This is a genomic window from Lentzea kristufekii (assembly GCF_033949925.1).
In the GTDB taxonomy this organism is placed as follows: Bacteria; Actinomycetota; Actinomycetes; order Mycobacteriales; family Pseudonocardiaceae; genus Lentzea; species Lentzea kristufekii.
This window is the reverse complement of record NZ_JAXAVV010000009.1, coordinates 337,329-360,352: the sequence shown is the minus strand read 5'-3', so window position 1 is coordinate 360,352 and position 23,024 is coordinate 337,329. Positions and strand designations below refer to the sequence as shown.

Sequence of the window (23,024 nt, the reverse complement as noted above, 5' to 3'; positions counted from 1 at the left end):
CCTCTACCGCTCCAGGCGGCTGGGGTCCCCCACGTCACTGCGGCGGACCAGCCACGCCTCGGTGATGTGCGTGAACATGGCCTCGGCGGCACCGATGGGGTCGTGTGCGGCGATCCGTTCGAAGACGCGGCGGTGGCCCGCGTTCGAGGCGGCACACAGGGCGCGGTCGCTGCGGCCCGTGTAGCGAGCGGTGTTGATCACCTGGCTCTCCAGCGCGCGCACCACTCCCCTGGCGATGCGGTTGCCGGACGCCCGCATGATCCGGTCGTGGAAGAGCCGGTCCTGCTCCCGGTAGGCGTCCGGGTCGCCGACCAGCCGGTCCATCAGCTCGACGAGGTCGCGCAGCGCGGCGACGGTGGCCTCGTCGGCGGTGCGGGCGGCGGCCTGGGCCATGTCCGACTCGAGCAGGCGCCGGGTGACCACCAGGTCGTCGAGCACCGCGAGCGTCTCGTCCTCGGCGACGACCGCTCCGAGGACGAGCTCGTCGAGCACGTTCCACGCCGACGGTGGCGTGACCTGGGTGCCAGCGCCCTGACGCACCTGCACCAGACCCTTCTCCTGCAACACTTTGACCGCTTCGCGGATGACGGTCCTGCTCACCGAGAACGCCTCGCACAGCGCGGGCTCGGGAGGCAGTGACGTCCCTGAGGGGTGGTCGCCGCGCACGATCCGGCTCACGAGCTCGGCGGTCACCGCACTGGCCAGGCTCGCCGGCCTGCGCACCCAGCTCGGGGCGGCGGCGGTCGGTCTCGGGCCTGGTGCGGTCATCGTTCCTCCGGTCGCGTCCGTGCGGCGAGAGTACTGCAGAACGGGCGATTGACGTAATACGTCATACGACTTACGTTCACGGCACCCCGTCGGGAACGACGCAGCCCGGCGCCCTCTCGGGAAGAGAAGTGAGCCAGCGATGAAGCAGCGCACGCTCTGGTCCGCCGCCCTGGTCGTGGGGCTGACGCTGACGGCAGGATGCGGCAGCGCGTCCGGGCCGGGCTCCGTGAACGGCGGCTCCGGCGACAAACTCGTGGTGTGGGACTGGAAGTCCGGTGACGCCAAGGCCGCCGGCTACGTGGAGAAGGCGAAGGCCGACTTCGCGAAGAAGCACCCCGGCGTGAACGTCGAGTTCGTGGCGCAGCCGTTCGACCAGTACTACACCCTGCTCGGCGCGGCCATCCAGGCCGGCAAGGGTCCCGACGTCGTGCTCTTCAACGGCGGCGGGCAGATCCGCGACCGGGCCGGCGCGCTGGCCCCGCTCGACACCTACGTCGCCGACGACCGGCAGCGGCTGGCCGGCTGGGACGCGTTCACCAAGGACGGCAAGACCTACGCCGCGCCGGTGACCCTGCAGGGACACCCCGTCTACTACAACAAGGAGCTCTACCAGAAGGCCGGCCTCGACCCGGACTCCCCGCCGAGGACCTGGGACGACTTCGTCCGGAACTGCGGCGTCATCACCCAGAAGACCGGTGCGAAGTGCCTGGCGCAGGGCAACAAGGAGGGCTTCGGCATCCAGTTCTTCCTGTCCGCCACGGGATCGGCGGTCCTGACGCCGCAGGAGTACGACGACTGGATCGCCGGCAAGCGGGACTGGTCCTCCGCGAACGTCAAGCGGGTCTTCGAGCTGTGGAAGCAGACCGCCGACTCCGGTCTGAACACCGACGGCGCCAACTCCACGGCGATGTTCAACGACGCCTTCGCGCTCTTCAACTCCGGCAAGGCGGCCAACGTCATCGGCCTGATGTCGGACGTCGGGCACTGGAAGGACTTCGCCGAGTTCCTCACCCCGGAGAAGCTCGGCGTGATGCGGGCGCCGGTGGTCAACCCCGCGGCGAAGCCGAGCCTGCCGTTCGACGGCGGCATCGGGTACGCGGTCGCGAAGTGGACCAAGGACCCGAAGCTGGCGGCGGACCTGGTGCGGTCGCTGACCTCCGCCGACGCGCTCAAGGCGTTCTACGCCGACGGCGGCGCCATCGCGTCCGACGCGACGATCGACGTGTCCTCCGGCGGGCCCGCCGTCAAGGCGATCGTCGCGGAGGTGAAGTCGGGCAAGCCCGCGCTGCACGTCGCCCTGTCGTCGAAAACCCTCGACCTGATGGGACGTCTGTCCCAGCAGCTGCTCAGCGGATCGGCCACAGTGGACGACGCGGTGGCGCAGCTGGCCGCCTCCGACAAGACCGGCTGACGCCGTGGCGGCACCCGCTCTCTCCCCCGTGCGCCCGGCTCCGGCCGGGCCCACGAGGCGGCGCCGGTCCGGCTCACGGGCCGAGCGCCTCGCTCCCCTGGTGCTCGTGGCCCCGGCCGTCCTGATCATCGTCGGGCTGCGCCTGTGGCCGCTGGTGCTGGGCGTCAACTTCTCCTTCACCGGCGACGGTGACCGCGACGGTGTCATGGTCGGCCTCGACAACTACGCGACCCTGTTCTCCGATCCGTTGTTCCGCACGGCACTGCGCAACGTCGGGCTGCTCGTCCTGCTGCTCCCGGTGGCGGTGGCGATCCCCGGGCTGCTCGCCACGTTCATCTACCTGCGCGTGCCAGGACACCGGGTCTACCGCGGCGTCTACTTCTTCCCCGCGGTGCTCTCGCCGGTGATCGTCGGCGCGATCTTCACCCTGCTGCTGGCGTTCGACGGACCGCTCAACGGGTTGCTCGGCGGCCTGGGGATCGGGCCGGTGGACTGGCTCGGTGATCCCGGCGTGGCGTTCTTCGTCGTCGTCGCGGTGCACGTCTGGGCGACGTTCGGCATGGCGCTCGTCGTCTTCCTGGCCGGGTTCGCCACCCTCGACCAGTCGCTGCTCGACGCCGCGAGGGTGGACGGCGCGTCGTTCCCGCAGACCGTCCGGCACGTGATCGTCCCGAGCCTCAAGCGCACTATCCAGTTCGTCCTCGTCACCACCATGATCGGCATGCTGACCTCGATGTTCGGCCTGCTCTACGTGATGACGAGCGGCGGGCCGGAGGGGTCGACGTACCTGCCCGAGTACTACATCTGGATCCAGCAGGGGCGGTTGAACCAGCCCGCGCTCGCCTCCGCGGCCTCGACCGCGCTGTTCGTGATCATGCTCGTGGTGGGGCTGGCGCAGATCGCGATCCTGCGCCGCGCCGCCGGCAAGGAGGACTGATGCCCGGCACCCGGCCGGCCAGGTGGGTCGCCGCCGTCCCGATGGCCGCACTCGCCCTGGCCACGATCTACCCGCTGGTGTTCACCACCAACGTCGCCATGAAGACCCGCCGCGAGTACGTCCTCGACCGGTTCTCCCCGGCGGACTCGTTCAGCCTCGACAACGTCGTCAAGGCGTGGACGAGCGTCGGGATGTCCCGGTACTTCCTGAACTCCGTGGTCGTCGTGACGTGCTCGGTCGCGCTGCTGCTGTTGCTCGGCTCGATGGCGGGCTTCGCTTTGGGGCGACTGCGGTTCCGCGGCTCGTCCGCGCTCTTCCTGGGGATCCTCGCGGCGCTGTTCGTGCCGTTCCAGGTGATCATGGTCCCGCTGGCGCGGACGATGGCGGACACCGGTCTCATCGACACCTACCCCGGCCTGGTCCTCGCGTACGTGGCGCAGTTCCTGCCGTTCACGATCTTCCTGCTGACGAGCTACTACGCCACCGTGCCGGCGGAGATCGTCGACGCCGCGCGCATCGACGGGAACTCGGTGTACGGGGTCTACTGGCGGATCATGCTCCCGATCGGCGCGCCCGCGCTGTTGTCGGTCGGTGTGCTCAACGCCCTGTTCTGCTGGAACGACGTGCTCATCTCGTTGCTGATGATGCCGTCCGCGGAGCACCGCACGCTCATGGTCGGTGTCACGTCGTTGCGCGGGCAGTACTCCGACGACATCCCCACGTTCGCCGCGGGCGTGCTGATCGCCGCGGTTCCCGTCCTCGTCGTCTACCTGTTCCTGCAACGCCAGATCGCCGACGGTGTCACCGCCGGGTCCACGAAGGGCTGACATGCGCATCACTGGCTACCGGACGCTCACGACGATCCAGGACTGGGGCCGCCCGGTCGGCGACGCCAACGGCGTGATCCCCGACGGAATCGTCCGCGTCCCGATCGTCGTCGTGGAGACCGACGCGGGCCTCACCGGCGTCGGGCTCGGCCCGCACGTGGAGATCGAGGCCGTCTTCGCCGCGATCGAGGGCGAGGACCCGCGCTGCGTCACCGCCCTGTACGACCGGATGCTGCGCCGGGTGTTCAAGGCCGGTCACGCCGGTGCGGTGTTCGGCACCATCGGCGCGTTCGACAGCGCGTTGTGGGACATCAAGGCCCAGGCGGCGGGCGAACCGCTGTGGCGGTTGCTCGGCGGCCGCGACCGCCGCGTTCCCGCCTACGCCTCGGCACTGGACATCGCGCTGACCGACGACGAACTCGTTGCGGTGTACCAGATCTACGCCGATCGCGGGCTGCGCGCGGCCAAGATCAAGGGCGGCCTCGACGTGGACCGCGACCGGCACCGGCTCGCCCTCGTCCGGGACGTCCTGACCGAGGCGGGCGGCGGAGCGCGGCCGAGCCTCATGCTCGACGTCAACGAGACCTGGACGCGCAAGCAGGCGGTCCGCTACGTCACCGAGCTCGAACGGACCTTCGACCTCACGTGGGTCGAGGAGCCCGTCCGGCGCTGGGACGTGGAGGGCCACGCGGCGGTCGGCCGCGGGATCCACGCCTCCGTCGCCACCGGCGAGAACCTCACCGGGCTCGAACAGCACCGCCCGCTCATGGCGGCGGGCGCCGTCGACGTCGTGCAGACGGCCGGCGTCTGGGGCATCACCCACTTCCTCCGCGTCGCCACCCTCGCGCACGCCCACGACCTGCCCGTGAGTCCCATCGGCACCAGCCCGATCGGCCTGCTGCACGGCGCCACGTCGGTGCCCAACCACCTGGTCAGCGAACTGCAGGACCTGCGTCCCGCGGTGGGCGTCTCCCTCGACCTGCACGTCGAGGACGGCGCCTACGTCCTCGGCGACAGCCCCGGGCTGGGCGTGCGGCTCGACGAGGAGACCATCGCCGCGTCGAGCCACCTGCTCCCCCACCCGGCGGCCGGCGGCACGCACATCCGGCCCGAGCGGGCGGGCCGGCGCCTGCACGCGGTGGAGGCGGGCGAGGAGACCGGCAGTCCTGTCCTCAACGCCGGGGTGTAGCGCTGCGTTCGAACTCCCCGGCGAGCAGGAGGTAGGCGCCGGCCGTCCACGTGTAGGCGCGGTCGCGCAGTCCCTCGCCGGTGAGCGCGTCGAAGTTCTCCGCGAACCCGGACTTCTCGCACGTGGCCCGGAACCGTGCACTCAGCTGGTCGGCCAGGTCCACCGCACCGCCGCGGCGCAGGCCGTCCTCGATCAGCACGGTGGCCGGCGCCCACACCGGCCCGCGCCAGTAGCCGTCGGGCTCGTAGTAGGGCGATCCCGGCTCCTCCGTGGCCAGGCCGACGGAGGTGAGGTGCTTGGCGACACCGGCGCACAGGGCGTCGAAGACCTCCTGCGGCAGGTGCTCCCCCAGCACCACGGGCATCAGGTCGAGCAGGCTCGCGCTGTGCCGTTTCGTCCCGCTGGCCACGCCCTGGCTGACGAAGCGGTCGCCACGCCACAGCTCGTCGAGCAGTGCGGCGAGCATCGCGTCCGCCTGCTCCGACCACCGGGCCGGCTCGTCCCCCGCCTCGGCGGCGAGCCGGGCGAGCTCCTTCAGCTGCAACACGAGGAAGGCGGCGAGATCGGGTGAACGGACGAGGCGTTCCTCCCGGAACACCGTCGAGTTGTCCCACCCGCTGTCGTTCCCGTGCTCGTAGTGCGGCAACGAGCTGCCGGGGGCGGTCCGGTGCTCCAGCCAGAACGCGGTCCACGCGCGGAGCTGCCGGTACGTCGGCCCGGCATCGGGAAGCCCGCCTGGAAGTCGTTGCCGCAGCAGGGAGAGCGCCCATCCGTGCACCGGCGGTTTGACGAAGTTGCGCAGCACCTCCGAATGGGTGACCGAGTCCGGCAGCGCACCCTGCTCGTCCTGGTGGTCGAACACGACCTGGAACTGCTGCCAGGCGAGTCCGGGCACGCCGGGGGCCAAGGCCAGCGCGGTGAAGCAGTGGTCCCAGCTCCACACCTTGTCCATCCAGTGCTTGGACATCAGCACGGCGGGCCGGTGGACGAACCCGGCGGGCCGCACGGTGGCCGACCAGAGCACGTAGCAGGCGAGCTCGGCGGCCGGGGTGCGGTCGCCGCGCCAGGGTGCCACGGCCTCGGCGAAGCGGCCGAACTCCTCTCGCACGTCCGCCACGGCGTCGTCGAAGTCGTTCGCGGGCCGGGACAGCGGACGGGCCGCGCCGAGTTCCTCGATCGTCAGTTCCCAGGGTTCGTGCTCGTCCAGCACGACCCCTCGCTCCGCTTCCCCGAGCTCCTGGTCGCCGCACGACCGCCACTGTCCGGAATGGATGGTGAGGCGCAGGCGGTACCCGGTCTCGTAGGAGGTGAAGACGAGCCCACCGGCGGGGTCGGCGAAGAAGTAGGTGCCGGTGAACGGGGTCAGCGTCCTCTGCACCGCACTGATTCGCAGGCCCAGGCCCGTACCGCGCAGCCGCACCGCGTCCGGTGACGAGAACACCGCCGTGACGCTGCCACTTCCGGCCCGCCAGGTGAGTGCCGAGGGGTCCGCGGTCACGTCGACCGGCACGCGCTCGCCGCCCGACAGCGGAACGAACGAGAGCACCGGGTGCATGCCGTTGCGGTGCGACACGAGGTGCACGTCCTCGTCGTAGGAGCTGAGCCCCACCACCGGGGATAGGCAGAACCACGCCCCGTACCGGCTGAAGGGGATCTCACGCACGGAGAACTCGGTTGTCACGCCGGACCCCTCTCAGTCCTTCACGGCGCCGGAAGTGAGCCCGGCGGCGACGAAGCGTTGCGCCACCACGAGCAGCACGGACGCCGGTACGGACGCGACCACCGCTGTGGCCATGATGGAGTTCCACTCCTGGTTGTTGTTGCCGATGTAGCGGTAGATGCCGAGCGTCAGTGGTTGCAGCGCCCCACCCGAGTCGAGCGTGGCCGCGAACAGGAAGTCCGACCACGCCCACAGGAACGAGAACAGCGCCGCCGTGATCACGCCGTTGCGGCTCGCGGGCAGGACGACCGAGACGAACGCGCGCCACGGTCCCGCGCCGTCGATCCGGGCGGCCTGCAGCAGCTCGTCCGGCACCGAGGCCATGAACGCGGTCAGCACCAGCACGGCGAACGGCACCGCGACCGTCGAGTCGGCCAGGACGAGGCCCCACACGGTGTTCGTGATGCCGAGGCGGACGTAGATGCCGTAGAAGCCGAGCGCCATGATGATCCCCGGGATCATCTGCGCGACCAGCAGGACGAACCCGAACGCGCGCCGCCCCTCCGGCCACAGCTTCGCGAGCGCGTACGCGGCCGGCGCTGCCAGCGCCAGGGTGAGCACGACCGTTCCCAGTGCCACCAGCAGGCTCGTGCCGAAGTACGGCAACTGTTCGCGCAGCACCCTTTCGTAGCCCTCCAGTGTCGGCGCGGCCGGGAACAGGCTCGGCGGCGACTTCCGCATGTCCCGCGCGGGTGTGAGCGACACGACTACCATCCAGTAGACCGGGAACAGCATCACCGCGGTCATCAGCAGTCCGGCCGCCGTGCGCCAGTACCGGGTCCTCATGTGCGCTCCTGTGCGCGGATGTGGACCAGGCCCGCCGCGAGCGCCATCAGGATCAGCACGTTGCCCACCGCGGCACTCGGCCCGAACCGGGGCAGCGCCCCACCGAAGCCGAGCTCGTAGGACCAGGTCGCGAGCGTGGAGGACGATCCGCTCGGCCCGCCCTTCGTCATGATCCAGATGATGTCGAACACCTTGAGCGTGTAGACCAGGCCGAGCAGCAGGGTGATCGCCGAGACCGGGCGCAGCAGGGGGAACGTGACGTGGCGGAACGTCTGCCAGCCGCTCGCTCCGTCCAACGAGGACGCTTCGTGCAGCTCGGGCGGCAGGCCGCGCAACCCGCTGTGCAGCAGCACGAGGTTGAACGGCACACCGATCCAGATGTTGGCGATGACGACGGACACCAGCGACCACGACGGTGAGGTCAGCCAGTTGACCGGACCGATGCCCACGGCGCCCAATGCAGCGTTGACCAGCCCGGACTCGCTGTTGAGCAACCACGCCCAGGTCGACGCGGACACGATGAGCGGCAGCAGCCAGGGCACCAGGAACAACGCGCGCAGGGTCGCGGACAGCGGGAAGTGGCGGGCGAAGAACACCGCCAGCGCGAGGCCGATGGTGTACTGGAACAGCAGCGACACGGCGGTGAACACCACCGTGTGCAGCAGGGCGGTCCGGAAGGCCTGGTCGGCGAACACGGTGGCGTAGTTGGTGAATCCGGCGAACGGAGCACCGCCTTGGACGAACGTCCGCACCGTGTGGTTCCGCAGACTCAGATCGACGTTGGTGTACAACGGATACGCGTAACACACCAGCAGGTACACCACGAGCGGGAGCACGAACGCCCATCCCGTGAGTCGCGTGCGCACCGGCGGCTACTTCGCGGACGCCGCGGCGGCCTGAGCGTCCTTCAAGGCCGCTTCCGGCGTTTTCGCACCGGTGAGCGCGGCCTGCACGGCAGCCCACAACGGTTGCGAGATCCGGGGATAGCGGGTGCCGAGGTTGTCATCCGTGCGGCCCTTGGCGTTCTGCACGGCGTCCACCCAGACCTTGAGCTCCGGCGACGCGGCCACCTGCTGCTCCCGCACCGAGGGCACGGCCGAGACGTAGGTCAGCGCGGTGACGGTGGCGAGCACCCGGTCCGGTGCCGTCAGGCAGGTGGCGATCTGCGCGGCCTTGGTCTCCGTGCCTTTGTCGTCCTGCGCCGGAACGGTGACGAACTCGCCGCCCGTGGGCGCGGGCGCCGTGCCCCCGGTGCGGCCGGGGATCGCGATCACGCCGTACTCGAAGCCGGTCTTCTTCGCGTTCTGCAGCTGCCAGGTGCCGTTCTCGGCGAACGCGTACTCCCCGGTGGCGAACTCCTGCCAGCTGGTGGTCTGGGTGTTGCCGACCACGGAGTTGGGCGCGAGTCCCTCGTCCAGCCAGGACTTCCACAACGCCAGCGCGCTGACCGCGTCGGCGGACGACAGGTCGGCGAGCGCGGCACCCGAGCCCCAGAACCACGGCAGGAACTGGAAGCTGCCCTCCTCGGTACCGATCGCGGAGAACGTGATGCCCTTCTTGCCCGCGGCCTTCACCTTGCCCAGAGCGGCGTCCAGCGACGCCCAGTCCGTGACGGACGCGGGGTCGACGCCGGCAGCGTCCAGAACCGCCTTGTTGTAGTAGAGGGCGAGCGTGTTCGCGCCGATCGGCGTGCCGTAGGTCTGCCCGTTCGACGTTCCCGCGGCCACGAGGTTCGGGGAGGCCTGCGAGGCGTCGAGACCCACGTCGGAGTTCGGCCTGAGCACCCCGGCCTCGGCGAGCGTGGAGACCACGGGGTTGTCGACCACCAGCACGTGCGGGGCGGTGCGCTGCTGTGCGGCGAGCAGCACCTTGCCGGTGAGGTCCGTGGTGTCGTAGGCCTGCCGTTGCACCTTCACCCCCGCCTGCTCGGCGCACCCCTCGATCGTCCGCGCCCACTCGGAGCCGGCGGCGAACTGCGGGTACGGGTCCCACACGGAGAACGTGCCGGGCGCGGAGCCGCCCGGTCCGGAGGAGCAGGCCGTCGCGGAGACGGCCAGACAGGCCGCGGTCAGGAGCCTGAGAACAGCCGCGCGTCGCATCTTGGTCCTTCCTGCCGACTTCGTTGACGACATTCATCGAACCGGTTCGATTTGGAGCAGCCGCGCCAACGTAGCCGTGTCGAACGAAACGGGGCAAGAGGCGGTGGCCTACGATTGTCGATGGTCGAACCGGTTCATTCGACGGACCGGAGACGGGAACGGGCATGAACATCGGAGAGATCGCCAAGCGGGTCGGTGTGTCGCGCAGCACCGTGTCGTACGCGCTGAGCGGCAAGCGACCGGTCTCCGCGGCGACCGTGCGGCGGATCAACGACGTCATCGCCGAGCTCGGTTACCGCCCGAACGCCAGCGCCCGCGCGCTCGCCGAGGGGCGCACCAGGACACTCGGGCTCGTGATCCCGCCCGCGAGCACCCGGCTGACCGACGTCCAGCTGAGCTTCGTCGCCAGCGTCGTCGAGGTGGCCGCCGCGTACGACCACGACGTCCTGCTGTCCCCGAGCGGTGGCGACCACGACAGGTCGTTCGACCGCGTCGTGACCGGCCGCAGGGTCGACGGGGTGATCCTGATGGAGATCCTCCTGCGGGATCCGAGGGTCGACCGGCTCACCAGCTCCGGCCTGCCGTTCGTCACGATCGGCCACGTCGCGGACTCCGGCGCGTCCCGATGGGTCGACGTCGACTACGCGGGCCTGATCAGCCGCTGCGTGCGGCACCTGGCCGACCTGGGGCACGAGCACGTCGTCCTGATCAACCGCTCGGACGAGCTGGTCGCGTCGGGCTACGGCCCCGCGATGCGCGCGTCGGCCGGCTTCCTCGAGACCGCGGAGGGGTTCGGCATGACGGCGCACGACGTGTGCTGCGCCGACGACCCGGCGGCCGGTCTCGCCTGCTTCGAGGAGATCCTCGAGCGCCGGCCGGACGTGACGGCGGCCGTGACGATCAACGAGGCCGCACTGCCCGGCGTGCAGCGCGCCCTGCACCGCGCCGGGCTCGACGTGCCCCGCGACTTCTCGCTCACCGGCGTGATCGCCGACCGGCTGGCCGTCGACTTCCACCCGCCGCTGACGGCGGCGGACGTCCCCGCCGGGCAGATGGCACAGCTCGCCGTCGACCTGCTGTTGGAGCAGATCGCCGACCCGTCGGCGCCGCCGCGGCACGCGCTGCTCGCTCCGCCGATCACCCTGCGCTCCAGCACCGGAGCCTGTCGCAGGAGCTGACCGGAGACGAATCGGTTCGACCCTCCGGTCCATTGCTGTGCCTCGTCGCTCGGGCGTACCTTCATTTCTCGATCGAACCGGTTCGATTCTCCGTCACCCCTGACCCGTTACGGAGTCCCACATGGTTCAGCGACGAACCAGCACAGTCCTCCTGGCCGTCGTGGCGTCGGCACTCGCCTTCACCACCCCCGCCCAGGCCGCGAACGAGTCCATCAGCGTCGACTTCTCCGTCACCAAGGGCGCACCGACCTACCGCGCGTCCGGCTGGATCTACGGCATGACGGAGAACGCCGCAGGCCCCGCCGACCACTTCTTCCGCGACGTGAGGTTCCGCGCCATGAGGGCGGGCGGCGCGCAGCTCGACAGCCCCGGCGGCTGGGTGTCGGGGAAGTACGACCGCCGCTGGAACGCCACCAGGGCCCAGCTCCTGCGCACCCGCTCACTGGGCGGCGAGTTCGTCCTGCTGCCTCACGACCTGTGGGGTGCCGACGGGTACCCGATCTCGCGCTTCCCCGGCGACAACGGCAACTGGACCGACTACGACAACTTCCTCACCCGCCTGATCGCGGACGTCCGGGCGACGGGCGCACCGGTGCAGTGGGACCTCTGGAACGAGCCCAACATCACGCTGTTCTGGAACCGGCCGCAGTCCCAGTACTTCGAGCTCTGGCGCCGCACGCACCAGCGCGTCCGTGCCGCGTTCCCCGCTCACCTGATCGTCGGGCCGAGCCATGCCGGGGTGCCGTCGAACGGCGGCTGGTGGACCCAGTACCTGGACTTCGTGCGCGCGAACAACGTCGTGCCCGACATCTTCAGCTGGCACGCGCTGCCGAGCGATCCGGTGGCGAACGTGGCGGTCGCGAACTCGACGCTCGACGCGCGCGGCATCCCACACCCGCGGCCGTACCAGATCAACGAGTACGGTGCGTCCAACGAGCAGAACCCCGGCGACGGCGCGTGGTACATCGCGCGGCTCGAACGGGCGGGCGCCGACGGCCTGCGTGCCAACTGGGCCGGTGGCGGCAACCTGCACAACGACCTCGGCAACCTGCTCGTGCGCAACTCCGCGGGACAGCACCAGCCCAAGGGCGAGTGGTGGGCCTACCGGTTCTACGGCTCGCAGACCGGCCAGATCGTCTCCACGACGCCGAGCCAGTCGTACGACTCGTTCGCCACCAAGGCAACCGGCGTGGCGAAGGTCCTCGTCGGCGGCGGCAGCACGACCGGCAACGTCGCGATCACGTTGCAGCGCCTGGACACCACGACCGGCCTCGTGCAGAACAACCAGGTGCGGGTGCTCGTGCAGCGCATCCCGTACAACAACGGCGGCGCCGTGCAGGGACCGGTCACCGTGCAGAACTCCGTGGTCTCGTTGTCCGGCAACAACGTCACGGTCACCGTGCCGCACAACAGCGTCGACGAGACGTTCACCGTCACGCTGCTGCCGCCCGGCGACAGCGGCTTCCAGACCGTCGCCGCCGCGCAGCACTCCCAGCAGTGCCTGGACAACACGAACCTGGGCACCACCGACGGCAACCCGCAGCAGCAGTTCCACTGCGAGGGCGGGGACCAGCAGCTGTGGAACTTCACGCCCGTGCAGGGCGTCGCCGGCACCTACACCGTCGTGAACCAGCAGTCGGGCAAGTGCCTCGACGTCCCCTCCATCGCGGACGGTGCCGCCGTCGTGCAGCAGACCTGCTCCCCCGGCTCGGCGAGTCAGCAGTACACGTTGCGCAAGGTCACCTACAGCGGCAACGACCCGCACGACTACCAGCTGGTCGCGCGGCACAGCGGCAAGTGCCTGGACGTCAACGGGATCTCCACGGCCGCGGGCGCCCGGATCATCCAGTGGGCGTGCAAGTCCGCCGCCCAGGGCAGTGAGCTCAACCAGACCTGGCGCCTCTGGGGCCGGTAGTCCCGAGGCGGGTCATGTCCATCCACAAAGCAGTGGAGCAACCCATGACAGTGAAGGCTCAAAGCAAGGCGCGGCGCCGTTCGGCCGCCGCACTCGGGATGTGCCTCGTGGCGGCGCTGGCCGTCACACCGGGGAGCGCGCCGGCGTCGGCGGCCGGCACCGGACCGTGCGACATCTACGCTGCCGGCGGCACACCCTGCGTCGCCGCGCACAGCACCGTGCGGGCGCTCTACGGCTCGTACGGCGGCAACCTCTACCAGGTCCGGCGATCGTCGGACAACGCCACCCGCGATATCGCCGTACTGGCCGCGGGAGGTACGGCGAACGCGGCGACACAGGACACGTTCTGCGCAGGCACCTCCTGCGTCATAACGGTCGTCTACGACCAGTCCGGACGCGGGAACGACCTGTGGTACCAGGGTTCCAGCGTCGTTCCCGGCTCCAGCCAGAGCAGGCCCGCCACCGCCACCTCCGAGTCGCTCACCGTCGGCGGCGGCAAGGCCTACTCGCTCTACATCAACCCCGGCAACAGCTACTGGCGCGACGGCCACCTGACGGGCGTCCCGACCGGCAGCGCGCCGGAGGGCATGTACATGGTCACCAGCGGCACGCACGTCAACGGCGGCTGCTGCTTCGACTACGGCAACAGCGAGACGACCCGCAGCGCGGACGCCGCCGGGGCGATGGACGCCATCAACTTCAGCACGCAGTGCTGGTTCGGCGGGTGCTCCGGCACCGGCCCGTGGGTGCAGGCCGACCTCGAATGGGGACTCTTCTCCGGCGGCAGCCAGTCCTGGAACCCGAACCAGAGAGCGTTCCCGAACAGGTTCGTCACGGCGATGCTCAAGAACAACGGGACCTCGCGGTTCGCCATCAAGGGAGCCAACGCGCAGTCCGGTGGCGTGACGACGTTGTGGGACGGCGCGCTTCCGCCCGGCTACAGCCCGATGAAGAAGCAGGGCGCCATCATCCTCGGCAGCGGCGGGGACTGCTGCAAACCGGGCGGTGGCGCCAACCTGAGCGCGGGCACCTTCTACGAGGGCGCGATGGTGTCGGGCTACCCGTCCGACGCGACCGAGAACGCGGTGCAGGCGAACATCATCGCCGCCGGATACAGCAGCGGGGGCTCCGGCGCCACCGGAGCGGTTCGCTCGGTCGCCGCCGGCCGGTGCCTGGACGTCAACGCCGGCAGCTCCACGGCGGGAACACCGCTGCAGATCTGGGACTGCAACGGTGGTGCGAACCAGACGTGGACGCGGACCGGTTCCGGCCAGCTGACCGTCTACAGTGGAGACTCGACCCGGTGCGCGGCCGCGGCCGGCAACCAGGCCGGCGCCGCGGTGGTGATCGCGGCCTGCGACAGCGGAGCCGGACAGCGGTGGCAGTTCAACGCCAACGGCACCGTCAGCGCCGCGCAGTCGAGCCTCTGCCTCGACGTCAACGGGGCCGCCACCGCCAACGGCACGAAGACGATCCTGTGGACGTGCCACGGCGGCGGCAACCAGCAGTGGACTACCGGGTGACGCGCCCGCACCGGTGACGCCCGGCGGTTCGAGTCGAATCGACCGTCGAAAGTGCGCCGGTGACCGAACGGGGCTTGTAGCCGCCGCCGAACTCCGCCTACGGTCGGCCTGGGAGCGCTCCCAGGCCGATCGTCGACGAGGACGGAGAACCTCACAGCTTGACCTCTCTCCCAACTGAAGCAGGGAGGTTCTTCCCTCGCGGGTCGAGTTTTCTGCTTCGCAGCCCGTTGCCGCCTGGGGTTACCAGCACAGGGACGGTGTACCGGACTTTCGCCCTGGAGGCGAAACCTCGTCCTTGTCCTGCTCCGCAGAGGTCCGTTTCCTCCCCGGCCTGAAGGCCGGGGTATCCACGGAGGAATCCCGATGAGATCGCAACCCCCACGTCTCCTCGCCGCGACCCTGCTCGCGGTGCTGACGGCGACCTCACTCCAGGCCGCGGGCGCCGCCGCGGCGGCAGACTACGAACGCGTGCTCAACGGCACGTTCGACAGCGGCGCCGCCGATCCCTGGTGGGCCGGCGCCGGAGTGACCAACCGGGTCACCGGCGGCGAGTTGTGCGCGGCGGTCACCGGCGGCACCACGAACCCGTGGGACGCCCTGATCGGCCAGAACGGCGTCCCGTTCGAGACCGGCCAGTCGTACACCTTCTCGTTCGACGCCCACGCCACGACCGCGCAGCCGATCACGGCCGCCGCGGGCGAGAGCGTGAGCCCGTACCGCGGGATCGCGAGCCAGCAGTTCACGCTCTCCCCGACGAAGCAGCGGTTCACGTTCACCTTCACGTCCACATTGGACTTCCCGGACGCGGGCAACGGCCAGGTCGCGTTCCAGCTGGGCGGACAGGCCGCCGACAACACGATCTGCGTGGACAACGTCTCCGTGGTCGGCGGCGTGAAGCCGCCCGGCGGCGTCAACCCCAACCCCACCAGGAAGGTTCAGGTCGACCTGGTCGGGTACGTGCCGGGCCTGCCCAAGCGGGCGACCCTCGTCTCCACGGCGACGACGCCGCAGACGTGGACGCTCAAGAACTCCGCGGGCGCGACGGTCGCCACCGGCCAGAGCACGCCCAAGGGCGCGGACGCCACGTCCGGTGACTCGGTGCACCAGATCGACTTCTCGTCGTTCGACACGGCCGGCACCGGCTACACGCTGTCCGTCGGTGAGGACAGCAGCTTCCCGTTCGACATCTCCGCGGACCCGATCAAGAAGCTGCGCTACGACTCGCTCGCGTTCTTCTACCACCAGCGCAGCGGAACCCCGATCGAGGCGCAGTACGTCGGGGACGAGTACTCCCGGCCCGCGGGGCACATCAACGTCGCGCCGAACCAGGGCGACAACAACGTGCCGTGCCGCGCCGACCTCGCCTGCGGCTACACGCTCGACGTGCGCGGCGGCTGGTACGACGCGGGCGACCACGGCAAGTACGTGGTCAACGGCGGCATCGCGGCCTGGCAGCTGCTCAACTCCTACGAGCGGGCCACCCGCGTCGGTGACGCCTCCGCGTTCCGCGACGGCACGCTCGCCATCCCGGAGAAGACCAACGGCGTGCCGGACCTCCTCGACGAGGCGCGCTGGGAGGTCGACTTCCTGCTGAAGATGCAGGCACCGGACGGCATGGCGCACCACAAGATCCACGACGCGAACTGGACGGCCCTGCCGACCAGGCCCGAACTGGACGACCAGCCGCGCCGGCTGTCCGCGACCAGCACCGCCGCGACGCTGAACCTGGCCGCGGTCGCCGCGCAGGCGTCCCGGCTGTGGAAGGGCATCGACGCCACGTACTCGGCGACGTTGCTCACGGCCGCCCGCAAGGCCTACACGGCGGCCAAGGCCAACCCGGCCAAGATCGCCGACCCGAACGACGGCACCGGCGGTGGCGCCTACAGCGACAGCACCGTCAGCGACGAGTTCTACTGGGCCGCGTCGGAGCTGTACGCGACCACGGGTGACAGCGCCTACCGGACCGACGTCACCGCCTCGCCGCACTACAAGGCGGCAGGCCTGACCAGGGCCGGCTTCTACTGGGGCGGCACGGCGCCGCTGGGCGACATCACGCTCGCCCTGGCGCCCAACGGCCTCCCGGCGGCGGACGTCACGGCGATCAAGTCCGCGTTCGCCACCGTCGCGGACCAGCACCTGACCGCCATGGCGGGAATGGGCTACGCCGCGCCGTACGACAACAGCACGGACGGGTACGTCTGGGGCTCGAACTCCGCGGTCCTGAACAACGCCCAGGTGCTCGCTCTCGCCCACGACTTCACCGGTGCGGCCAAGTACCGCGACGGCGTGTTCGAGGCACTGCACTACGTCCTCGGCCGCAACCCGCTGAGCACCTCGTACGTGGCGGGCTACGGCGACCAGGCGATGCGCAACGCGCACCACCGGTTCTGGGCCAACCAGAACGACCCGACCCTGCCGATCGCGCCGCCCGGTTCGCTGTCCGGCGGTCCGAACAGCGCCCTGCAGGACCCGGTGGCGCAGCGCCTGCTCGCCGGCTGCCCGCAGCAGAAGTGCTGGGTGGACGACATCGGCGCCTACTCGGTCAACGAGGTGGCGGTGAACTGGAACTCCGCGCTCGCCTGGGTCTCGGGCTGGGCGGCGGAGAAGTCCGGGACCACGGCGCCGAAGCCGGACTGCGAGGTCGGCTTCACCGCCGGCCGGTGGAACGACGGCCTGTCGGCGCAGGTGAAGATCACCAACACCGGCACGACCGCGTGGACGTCGTGGAAGCTCGCGTTCGCGTTCCCCGGCACCCAGAAGGTCACCGCCGGGTGGTCGGCGACGTGGAGCCAGACCGGCCGGGACGTGACGGCGACCAGCATGCCGTGGAACGGCCAGGTCCAGCCGGGCAAGTCGGTCCACATCGGATTCAACGGTTCCGGCACCGGAACCGACCCGACCGGCTTCACGATCAACGGGAAGGCCTGCAAGATCGCCTGACCTGCACCAGGGATGCGCCCGCTGTCACTTCGGTGGCAGCGGGCGCTTGGCGTTCGTGGCCGAGGCTTCCCCGGCTACACCACCATCAGCACCAGCAGTACCAGCACGGTGAACACCGCCAGGCCGGCCAGGAGGAGCGGGCTGAGCAGAACCAGCCAGATCGCGACGCCCGACCAGGCGGCCGCCAGCGCGAGGGCGAGCCCGGGAGCGGCGCGCGACACCAGTCCGAACATCCCGCCAGGCGACTCCACCAGGCCCTCGGGCGCCACCGACTGTCCGGTCAGGACGAAGCTCGCCACAGCCGGGAGACGGCTGGAGACGAGAGCCTCCCCGTGTCCGCCTGGCAGGTAGCGGAACTGCTGCGATCCGGCCGGCAGCCTCAGGAACCCCGTGAACCCGCCGACGCCGACGTCCTTCATCCCGAAGCCGCGCAGCCCGCTGCACAGCCACGCGACCGGTGCGTCCTTGCCCGCGCACACGTTGACGAGTCTGCCGACCTGCTTCCTGTCGGCGCAGGCCAGCCAGTCGAAGGCCGGCGGCAACACCGAACCGGCGAGGTACACGCGGTCGAACTTGATCGGCGTCACGTACTTCAGCGCCTGGCCGAGCATGTAGGTGCCGTTGCTGTGGCCGACGAAGTGGAACGGCAGGCCTGGATGCCGCGCCAGGACATAGCTGTACTGGTCGAGGAACCAGTCCAGGGTCCGGCGGCGGGTGATCGGCAGCGCGAAGTTGTAGGCGGAGAAACGGCCGTAGGACCCCGTCTCCACGCGAACCGTCTCGTCGCCGTCGAACTGGTCGCGCAACTGGTCCACCCAGCCGTCGTTGCCCGCCCGGATCCCGTGCAGCACGAACACCACGGAGGTGAACCGCTGTTCCTCCGCGGACAACGCCTCCGGCGCGGTGGAGCCGACCTCACCGAGGACGGCCAGCTTCAGGACGTCCCACCGTTCACCGGGATAGGTCTCGCCGGGGCCCTCGACGCACGGCGCGTCCGCGTGGTTCGCGCCGGGCAGCACGAGCTGGACCCCGGTGGACAGGACCTCCACGTCGCGGCTGTCCTCGGGTTCGACCAGAGCGTCCTGCCCTGACCGCACCTGCACGACGAGTGGCGCGTCGTCGCCCAGCGCACCGACCCGGCGGAGCCACTCCAGTCTCAACGCCGTCATGAACGCCGAGCCCCTCAGGGCGTCCCGCACCGCGAAGCCACGGGTCAGCGGCACCGCCAGCCAGGACAGTCGCCTGCCCCACCACCCGAGCCGGTTCCCGTCCCACCCGCGGTTCGGCGTCGCGAGCATCACGATGCGGCTCAGGTGCCGGGCCCACGAACGGGAGTTCCCGCCGAGCGATCCCAAGGCCTGCAGGTAGGCGTAGCGCACCAGCAGACCGCCGATGCTGTGTCCGATCAGGATGATCCGGCCAGGGCTGCCCCGGCGCTCCCAGTACCGCTGGATCGACTCCGAGAGGAGCAGCGCGTGGCCCGCGAGCCGCCCCCTGGTCAGCGGACGCACCGGCTTCGGATAAAGCCACGTGTCCTCCGCGGCGAGTCCTTCCTGCTCACGGATCTTCTCGAGCAGCGGCGCACTCACTTCCGGGCGTTCCGTCAACCCGCGCACGTACACGACCAGCACACCTGACATGGCGTCTCCTCACCTGCCCAGGAGGTCGCGCCTACGCCGCACGGCGTTTCCCGCGGCCACGTTCGTTGACCCGTTCGGAGCAGATCGGCTCCGCGGAGACGGTGACGCCGGGACCAGGGCTGCCGACGGGGCGTTTGTGGCTGCTGTGAGCGCTAACAGGCACTACCTGCTGTTATCCAGATGAAACTTGACGGGCCAGTTGTTAGCGATAACACTCGCCGCCTACAGCATTGTTGCCTGTCGGTGACATCGAGGAGAAGCAATGAGGCTTGCCAGGATCGCGGCCACCACCGCACTCGCCGTCACCCTCGCCGCCTGTGGTTCGGCGCAGAAGACGGTCGACCAGCAGACCACCTCCAGCGAGGGTGCGCTGGTGGGCGTCACCATGCCGACGCGGTCGTCCGAACGCTGGATCCACGACGGCGACAACATCAAGAAGGCCCTGGAGGGCAAGGGGTACAAGGTCGACCTCCAGTACGCGGAGAACGACATCCCGACCCAGGCCAACCAGATCGAGAACCAGATCACCAAGGGCGCCAAGCTCCTGATCGTCGCCTCGATCGACGGCACCGCGATCACCTCGCAGCTGCAGCAGGCCGCCGACGCCAAGATCCCGGTGATCGCCTACGACCGGTTGATCCGCAAGAGCCCGAACGTCGACTACTACGCGACGTTCGACAACTTCAAGGTCGGCGTGGAGCAGGCGAACTCGCTGCTGGCCGGCCTGAAGACGAAGGGCGAGGGCCCGTTCAACGTCGAGCTGTTCGCCGGGTCGCCGGACGACAACAACGCCACGTTCTTCTTCAACGGCGCCATGTCCGTGCTCCAGCCGCTCATCGACCAGGGCAAGCTCGTCGTGAAGTCGGGCCAGAAGGACTTCAAGACCGTCGCGATCCTGCGCTGGGACCCGGCGACCGCGCAGAAGCGCATGGAGGACCTGCTCACCTCGACCTACGGCGGTGCCAAGGTCGACGGTGTCCTGTCCCCCTACGACGGCATCTCGATCGGCATCCTCTCCGCGCTCAAGAGCGGCGGCTACGGCGCGGCCGGTCAGGCCTACCCGATCGTCACCGGTCAGGACGCCGAGGTCGCCTCGGTGAAGTCGATCATCGCCGGTGAGCAGTACTCCACGATCCACAAGGACACCCGCCTGCTCGCCGACGTCACGGTGAAGATGGCCGACGCGGTGCTCAAGGGCGGCAAGCCCGAGGTCAACAACACCAAGGACTACGACAACGGCAACAAGGTCGTGCCGTCGTTCCTGCTCCAGCCCGTCCCCGTGGACAAGGCGAACTACCAGAAGGAACTGATCGACTCCGGTTACTACACCGCAGACCAGCTCAGGTAGGTCCTGTGTCCGACGACATCCTGGTGATGCGCGGCATCACCAAGAGGTTCGCGGGTGTCACCGCGCTGCACGAGGTCTCCCTGACCGTGCGGCGCGGTGAGATCCACGCGATCTGCGGCGAGAACGGCGCGGGCAAGTCCACGCTGATGAAGGTGCTGTCCGGGGTGCACCCGCACGGCACGTACGACGGCGACATCCTCTTCGAGGGCGAGCCGTGCGCGTTCGACGGCATTCGCGACAGCGAGCGCCGCGGCATCGTGATCATCCACCAGGAGCTGGCGCTGTGCGGCCAGCTCTCCGTGGCGGAGAACCTGTTCCTGGGCAACGAGAGGTCCCGGCGCGGGTTCATCGACTGGAACCGCACCAACCACGAGGCCCAGGCGCTGCTCGACCGCGTGGGACTGCGGGAGAACCCGACGACCCCGGTGAACGACCTCGGCGTCGGCAAGCAGCAGCTCGTCGAGATCGCCAAGGCGCTGTCCAAGGAGGTCAGCCTCCTGATCCTGGACGAGCCGACGGCCGCGTTGAACGACGACGACTCGCAGCACCTGCTGGACCTGCTCGACGGCCTGCGGGACGAGGGCATCACCTCGGTGATCATCTCCCACAAGCTGGGCGAGGTCATCAAGATCGCTGACACGGTCACGGTGCTGCGCGACGGCAAGACCATCGAGACGTTGCCCGCCAAGGGACTCAGCGAGGAACGCATCATCTCCGGCATGGTCGGCCGCGACCTGGAACACCGGTTCCCGCCACGCACGCCCGACATCGGCGAGGAGGTGCTGCGCATCGAGGACTGGACGGTGCACAGCCCCGCCCAGCCGGACCGGGTGGTCGTCGACAACGCCACGCTGTCGTTGCGGCGCGGGGAGATCGTCGGTCTCGCCGGCCTGATGGGCGCGGGCCGCACGGAGCTCGCGATGAGCGTCTTCGGCCGTTCCTACGGCGTCGGCATCTCCGGACGCGTGGTCAAGGACGGCCAGGAGATCGACACGCGCACCGTGCGCGGCGCGATCCGGCACGGCCTCGCGTACGTGAGCGAGGACCGCAAGAAGTACGGGCTCAACCTGATCGAGGGCGTGCAGCGCAACGTCTCCGCCGCCGCACTGGACAAGCTCGCGAACCGCGGCTGGGTGAACGAGAACGAGGAGTACACGGTCGCGGAACGGTTCCGGAGGTCGATGGGCATCAGGACCGCCGCCGTGTCGACGCCGACCGGCACGCTGTCCGGCGGCAACCAGCAGAAGGTCGTGCTGGCGAAGTGGATGTTCACCGACCCGGACGTGCTGATCCTCGACGAACCGACGCGCGGCATCGACGTCGGCGCGAAGTACGAGATCTACTCGATCATCAACGACCTCGCCGCCCAGGGCCGCGCGGTGCTGGTGATCTCCTCGGAGCTGCCGGAGCTCCTCGGCCTGTGCGACCGCGTGTACGCGCTGTCGGAGGGCCGCATCACCGGCGAGGTCAGCCGCGAAGAGGCAACGCAGGAACGCTTGATGCAGTACATGACGCGAGGACAAGGCTCATGACCACGAAGATCGCGCCCGCTCCCGCCGCCGCCCCGCCCGCGCGGTCGCGGCGGTTCTCGATCAACCTGCGGCAGTCGGGCATCTACGTCGCGTTCGCGCTGATCGTCGTGCTGTTCGCGGTGCTGACCGACGGCGCCCTGCTGCAGCCGCAGAACATCTCGAACATCATCGTGCAGAACTCCTACGTGCTGATCCTCGCGATCGGCATGATCCTGGTGATCATCGGCGGGCACATCGACCTGTCGGTCGGCTCGACGGTGGCGCTGACCGGGGCGATCTGCGCGGTGCTGACCGTCCAATGGGGACTCCCGTGGCCGGTGGCGGTGCTGCTGACGCTGCTCTCGGGCGCGTTGATCGGCGCGGCGCAGGGCTACTGGATCGCCTACTTCGGCATTCCCGCGTTCATCGTCACGCTGGCCGGCATGCTGGTGTTCCGCGCGCTCACGCTGACAACGCTGGGCAACCAGGGCATCGGGCCGTTCCCCGACGAGATCCGGTCGCTGGCGAACGGCTTCACGGGCGGCTACCTCGGCAACATCGGTCTCGGCCCGCTCGGCGGCGCCGACCTGGTGAGCCTGCTCGCCGGACTCGCGTTCGTGGTGGGGTTCGCGTTGTCGCAGTGGCGCAAGCGCGCGGCCCGGCTCGGCTACGGCCAGGTCGTCGAGCCGATGCCGGTGTTCGTCCTCAAGATCGTCGGCGTCGGTGTCGTCGTGATGGCGGTCGTGGTGCAGCTCGCCCGGTTCCGCAACCTGCCGTGGGTGCTGGTGCTGCTCGCGGCGCTCGCGCTCGGCTACTCGCTGATGGCCGGCAACTCCGTGTTCGGACGGCACATCTACTCGATCGGCGGCAACCTGCAGGCCGCCACGCTGTCCGGCGTGAAGGTCAAGGCCGTCACGTTCTGGGTGTTCGTCAACATGGGCGCGCTGGCCGCACTGGCCGGCGTGATCTTCGCCGGCCGGCTCAACCAGGCGGGCCCGACAGCGGGCATGTCGTTCGAGCTGGACGCCATCGCGGCCGCGTTCATCGGTGGCGCCGCGGTACAGGGCGGTGTCGGCAAGGTCGTCGGCGCCATCACCGGTGGCCTGATCATGGGCGTGATCAACAACGGCATGTCGTTGATCGGCGCGCCCAGTGAACGCGTGATGCTTGTGAAGGGTCTCGTCCTGCTCGCGGCGGTCGCCTACGACGTGTGGACCAAGCGACGCGCCTGA

17 protein-coding genes are annotated in these 23,024 nt (G+C 69.7%); 11 read left to right on the top strand and 6 right to left on the bottom strand.

Features of this window, described 5'->3' with window-relative positions:
- Positions 1-3: 3 nt before the first annotated feature.
- Entirely contained in the window at positions 4-768 is a 765-nt protein-coding gene (locus SK571_RS20720; RefSeq protein ID WP_319985734.1) for a FadR/GntR family transcriptional regulator, read from the bottom strand.
- A gap of 139 nt (positions 769-907) precedes the next feature.
- On the opposite strand from SK571_RS20720, the gene SK571_RS20715 reads away from it, so the two are divergent.
- From SK571_RS20715 to SK571_RS20700, 4 genes are read left to right on the top strand one after another with little or no spacing between them, the layout of a single operon-like run.
- Positions 908-2,179, top strand: a complete 1,272-nt coding sequence (locus tag SK571_RS20715; RefSeq protein WP_319985733.1) for an ABC transporter substrate-binding protein — start codon at positions 908-910, stop codon at positions 2,177-2,179.
- Between the two features lie 4 nt (positions 2,180-2,183).
- Entirely contained in the window at positions 2,184-3,116 is a 933-nt protein-coding gene (locus SK571_RS20710) for a carbohydrate ABC transporter permease (protein WP_319985732.1), read from the top strand.
- Entirely contained in the window at positions 3,116-3,943 is an 828-nt protein-coding gene (locus tag SK571_RS20705) for a carbohydrate ABC transporter permease (protein WP_319985731.1), read from the top strand. The genes SK571_RS20710 and SK571_RS20705 overlap by 1 nt, the downstream gene beginning before the upstream one ends.
- Before the next feature lies 1 nt (position 3,944).
- Positions 3,945-5,132: a mandelate racemase/muconate lactonizing enzyme family protein gene (locus SK571_RS20700; RefSeq protein WP_319985730.1), complete on the top strand. Its 1,188-nt coding sequence runs from the start codon at positions 3,945-3,947 to the stop codon at positions 5,130-5,132.
- Here the strand turns inward: SK571_RS20700 and SK571_RS20695 are convergent.
- The 4 genes from SK571_RS20695 to SK571_RS20680 are packed head-to-tail and all read right to left on the bottom strand — an operon-like array spanning position 5,116 to position 9,737.
- Positions 5,116-6,813 (bottom strand): amylo-alpha-1,6-glucosidase, encoded by a 1,698-nt coding sequence (locus SK571_RS20695; protein WP_319985729.1) that lies wholly within the window; start codon positions 6,811-6,813, stop codon positions 5,116-5,118. The genes SK571_RS20700 and SK571_RS20695 overlap by 17 nt on opposite strands.
- A gap of 12 nt (positions 6,814-6,825) precedes the next feature.
- Complete coding sequence (locus SK571_RS20690; RefSeq protein ID WP_319985728.1) at positions 6,826-7,638, bottom strand: carbohydrate ABC transporter permease; 813 nt, start codon at positions 7,636-7,638, stop codon at positions 6,826-6,828.
- Positions 7,635-8,504: a carbohydrate ABC transporter permease gene (locus tag SK571_RS20685; protein ID WP_319985727.1), complete on the bottom strand. Its 870-nt coding sequence runs from the start codon at positions 8,502-8,504 to the stop codon at positions 7,635-7,637. Before SK571_RS20685 ends, SK571_RS20690 begins: the two co-directional genes overlap by 4 nt.
- Positions 8,505-8,510: 6 nt before the next feature.
- A complete protein-coding gene (locus SK571_RS20680) occupies positions 8,511-9,737 on the bottom strand; it encodes a sugar ABC transporter substrate-binding protein (RefSeq protein WP_319985726.1) in 1,227 nt (408 codons plus the stop codon).
- A 164-nt stretch (positions 9,738-9,901) separates the two neighbouring features.
- On the opposite strand from SK571_RS20680, the gene SK571_RS20675 reads away from it, so the two are divergent.
- The 4 genes from SK571_RS20675 (at position 9,902) to SK571_RS20660 (ending at position 17,293) form a co-directional block, all read left to right on the top strand.
- The gene (locus SK571_RS20675) at positions 9,902-10,915 is read left to right on the top strand and encodes a LacI family DNA-binding transcriptional regulator (RefSeq protein WP_319985725.1); all 1,014 of its coding nucleotides are present in this window, start codon (positions 9,902-9,904) and stop codon (positions 10,913-10,915) included.
- A gap of 121 nt (positions 10,916-11,036) precedes the next feature.
- The gene (locus tag SK571_RS20670; RefSeq protein ID WP_319985724.1) at positions 11,037-12,830 is read left to right on the top strand and encodes a ricin-type beta-trefoil lectin domain protein; all 1,794 of its coding nucleotides are present in this window, start codon (positions 11,037-11,039) and stop codon (positions 12,828-12,830) included.
- A gap of 44 nt (positions 12,831-12,874) precedes the next feature.
- Positions 12,875-14,353 (top strand): arabinofuranosidase catalytic domain-containing protein, encoded by a 1,479-nt coding sequence (locus tag SK571_RS20665; protein ID WP_319985723.1) that lies wholly within the window; start codon positions 12,875-12,877, stop codon positions 14,351-14,353.
- A 363-nt stretch (positions 14,354-14,716) separates the two neighbouring features.
- Entirely contained in the window at positions 14,717-17,293 is a 2,577-nt protein-coding gene (locus SK571_RS20660; protein ID WP_319985722.1) for a glycoside hydrolase family 9 protein, read from the top strand.
- A 74-nt stretch (positions 17,294-17,367) separates the two neighbouring features.
- Here SK571_RS20660 and SK571_RS20655 read toward each other — a convergent pair whose 3' ends face one another.
- On the bottom strand, positions 17,368-18,933 hold the full coding sequence (locus SK571_RS20655; protein ID WP_319985721.1) for an esterase/lipase family protein: 1,566 nt from the start codon (positions 18,931-18,933) through the stop codon (positions 17,368-17,370).
- 262 nt (positions 18,934-19,195) lie between these two features.
- Here SK571_RS20655 and chvE point away from each other — a divergent pair, with 262 nt between their 5' ends.
- From chvE to mmsB, 3 genes are read left to right on the top strand one after another with little or no spacing between them, the layout of a single operon-like run.
- Positions 19,196-20,281: a multiple monosaccharide ABC transporter substrate-binding protein gene (gene chvE / locus SK571_RS20650; RefSeq protein WP_266043986.1), complete on the top strand. Its 1,086-nt coding sequence runs from the start codon at positions 19,196-19,198 to the stop codon at positions 20,279-20,281.
- A 26-nt stretch (positions 20,282-20,307) separates the two neighbouring features.
- Positions 20,308-21,813 (top strand): multiple monosaccharide ABC transporter ATP-binding protein, encoded by a 1,506-nt coding sequence (gene mmsA / locus SK571_RS20645; protein WP_319985749.1) that lies wholly within the window; start codon positions 20,308-20,310, stop codon positions 21,811-21,813.
- Positions 21,810-23,024, top strand: coding sequence for a multiple monosaccharide ABC transporter permease (gene mmsB, locus SK571_RS20640; RefSeq protein WP_319985720.1), 1,215 nt, complete (start codon positions 21,810-21,812; stop codon positions 23,022-23,024). The genes mmsA and mmsB overlap by 4 nt, the downstream gene beginning before the upstream one ends.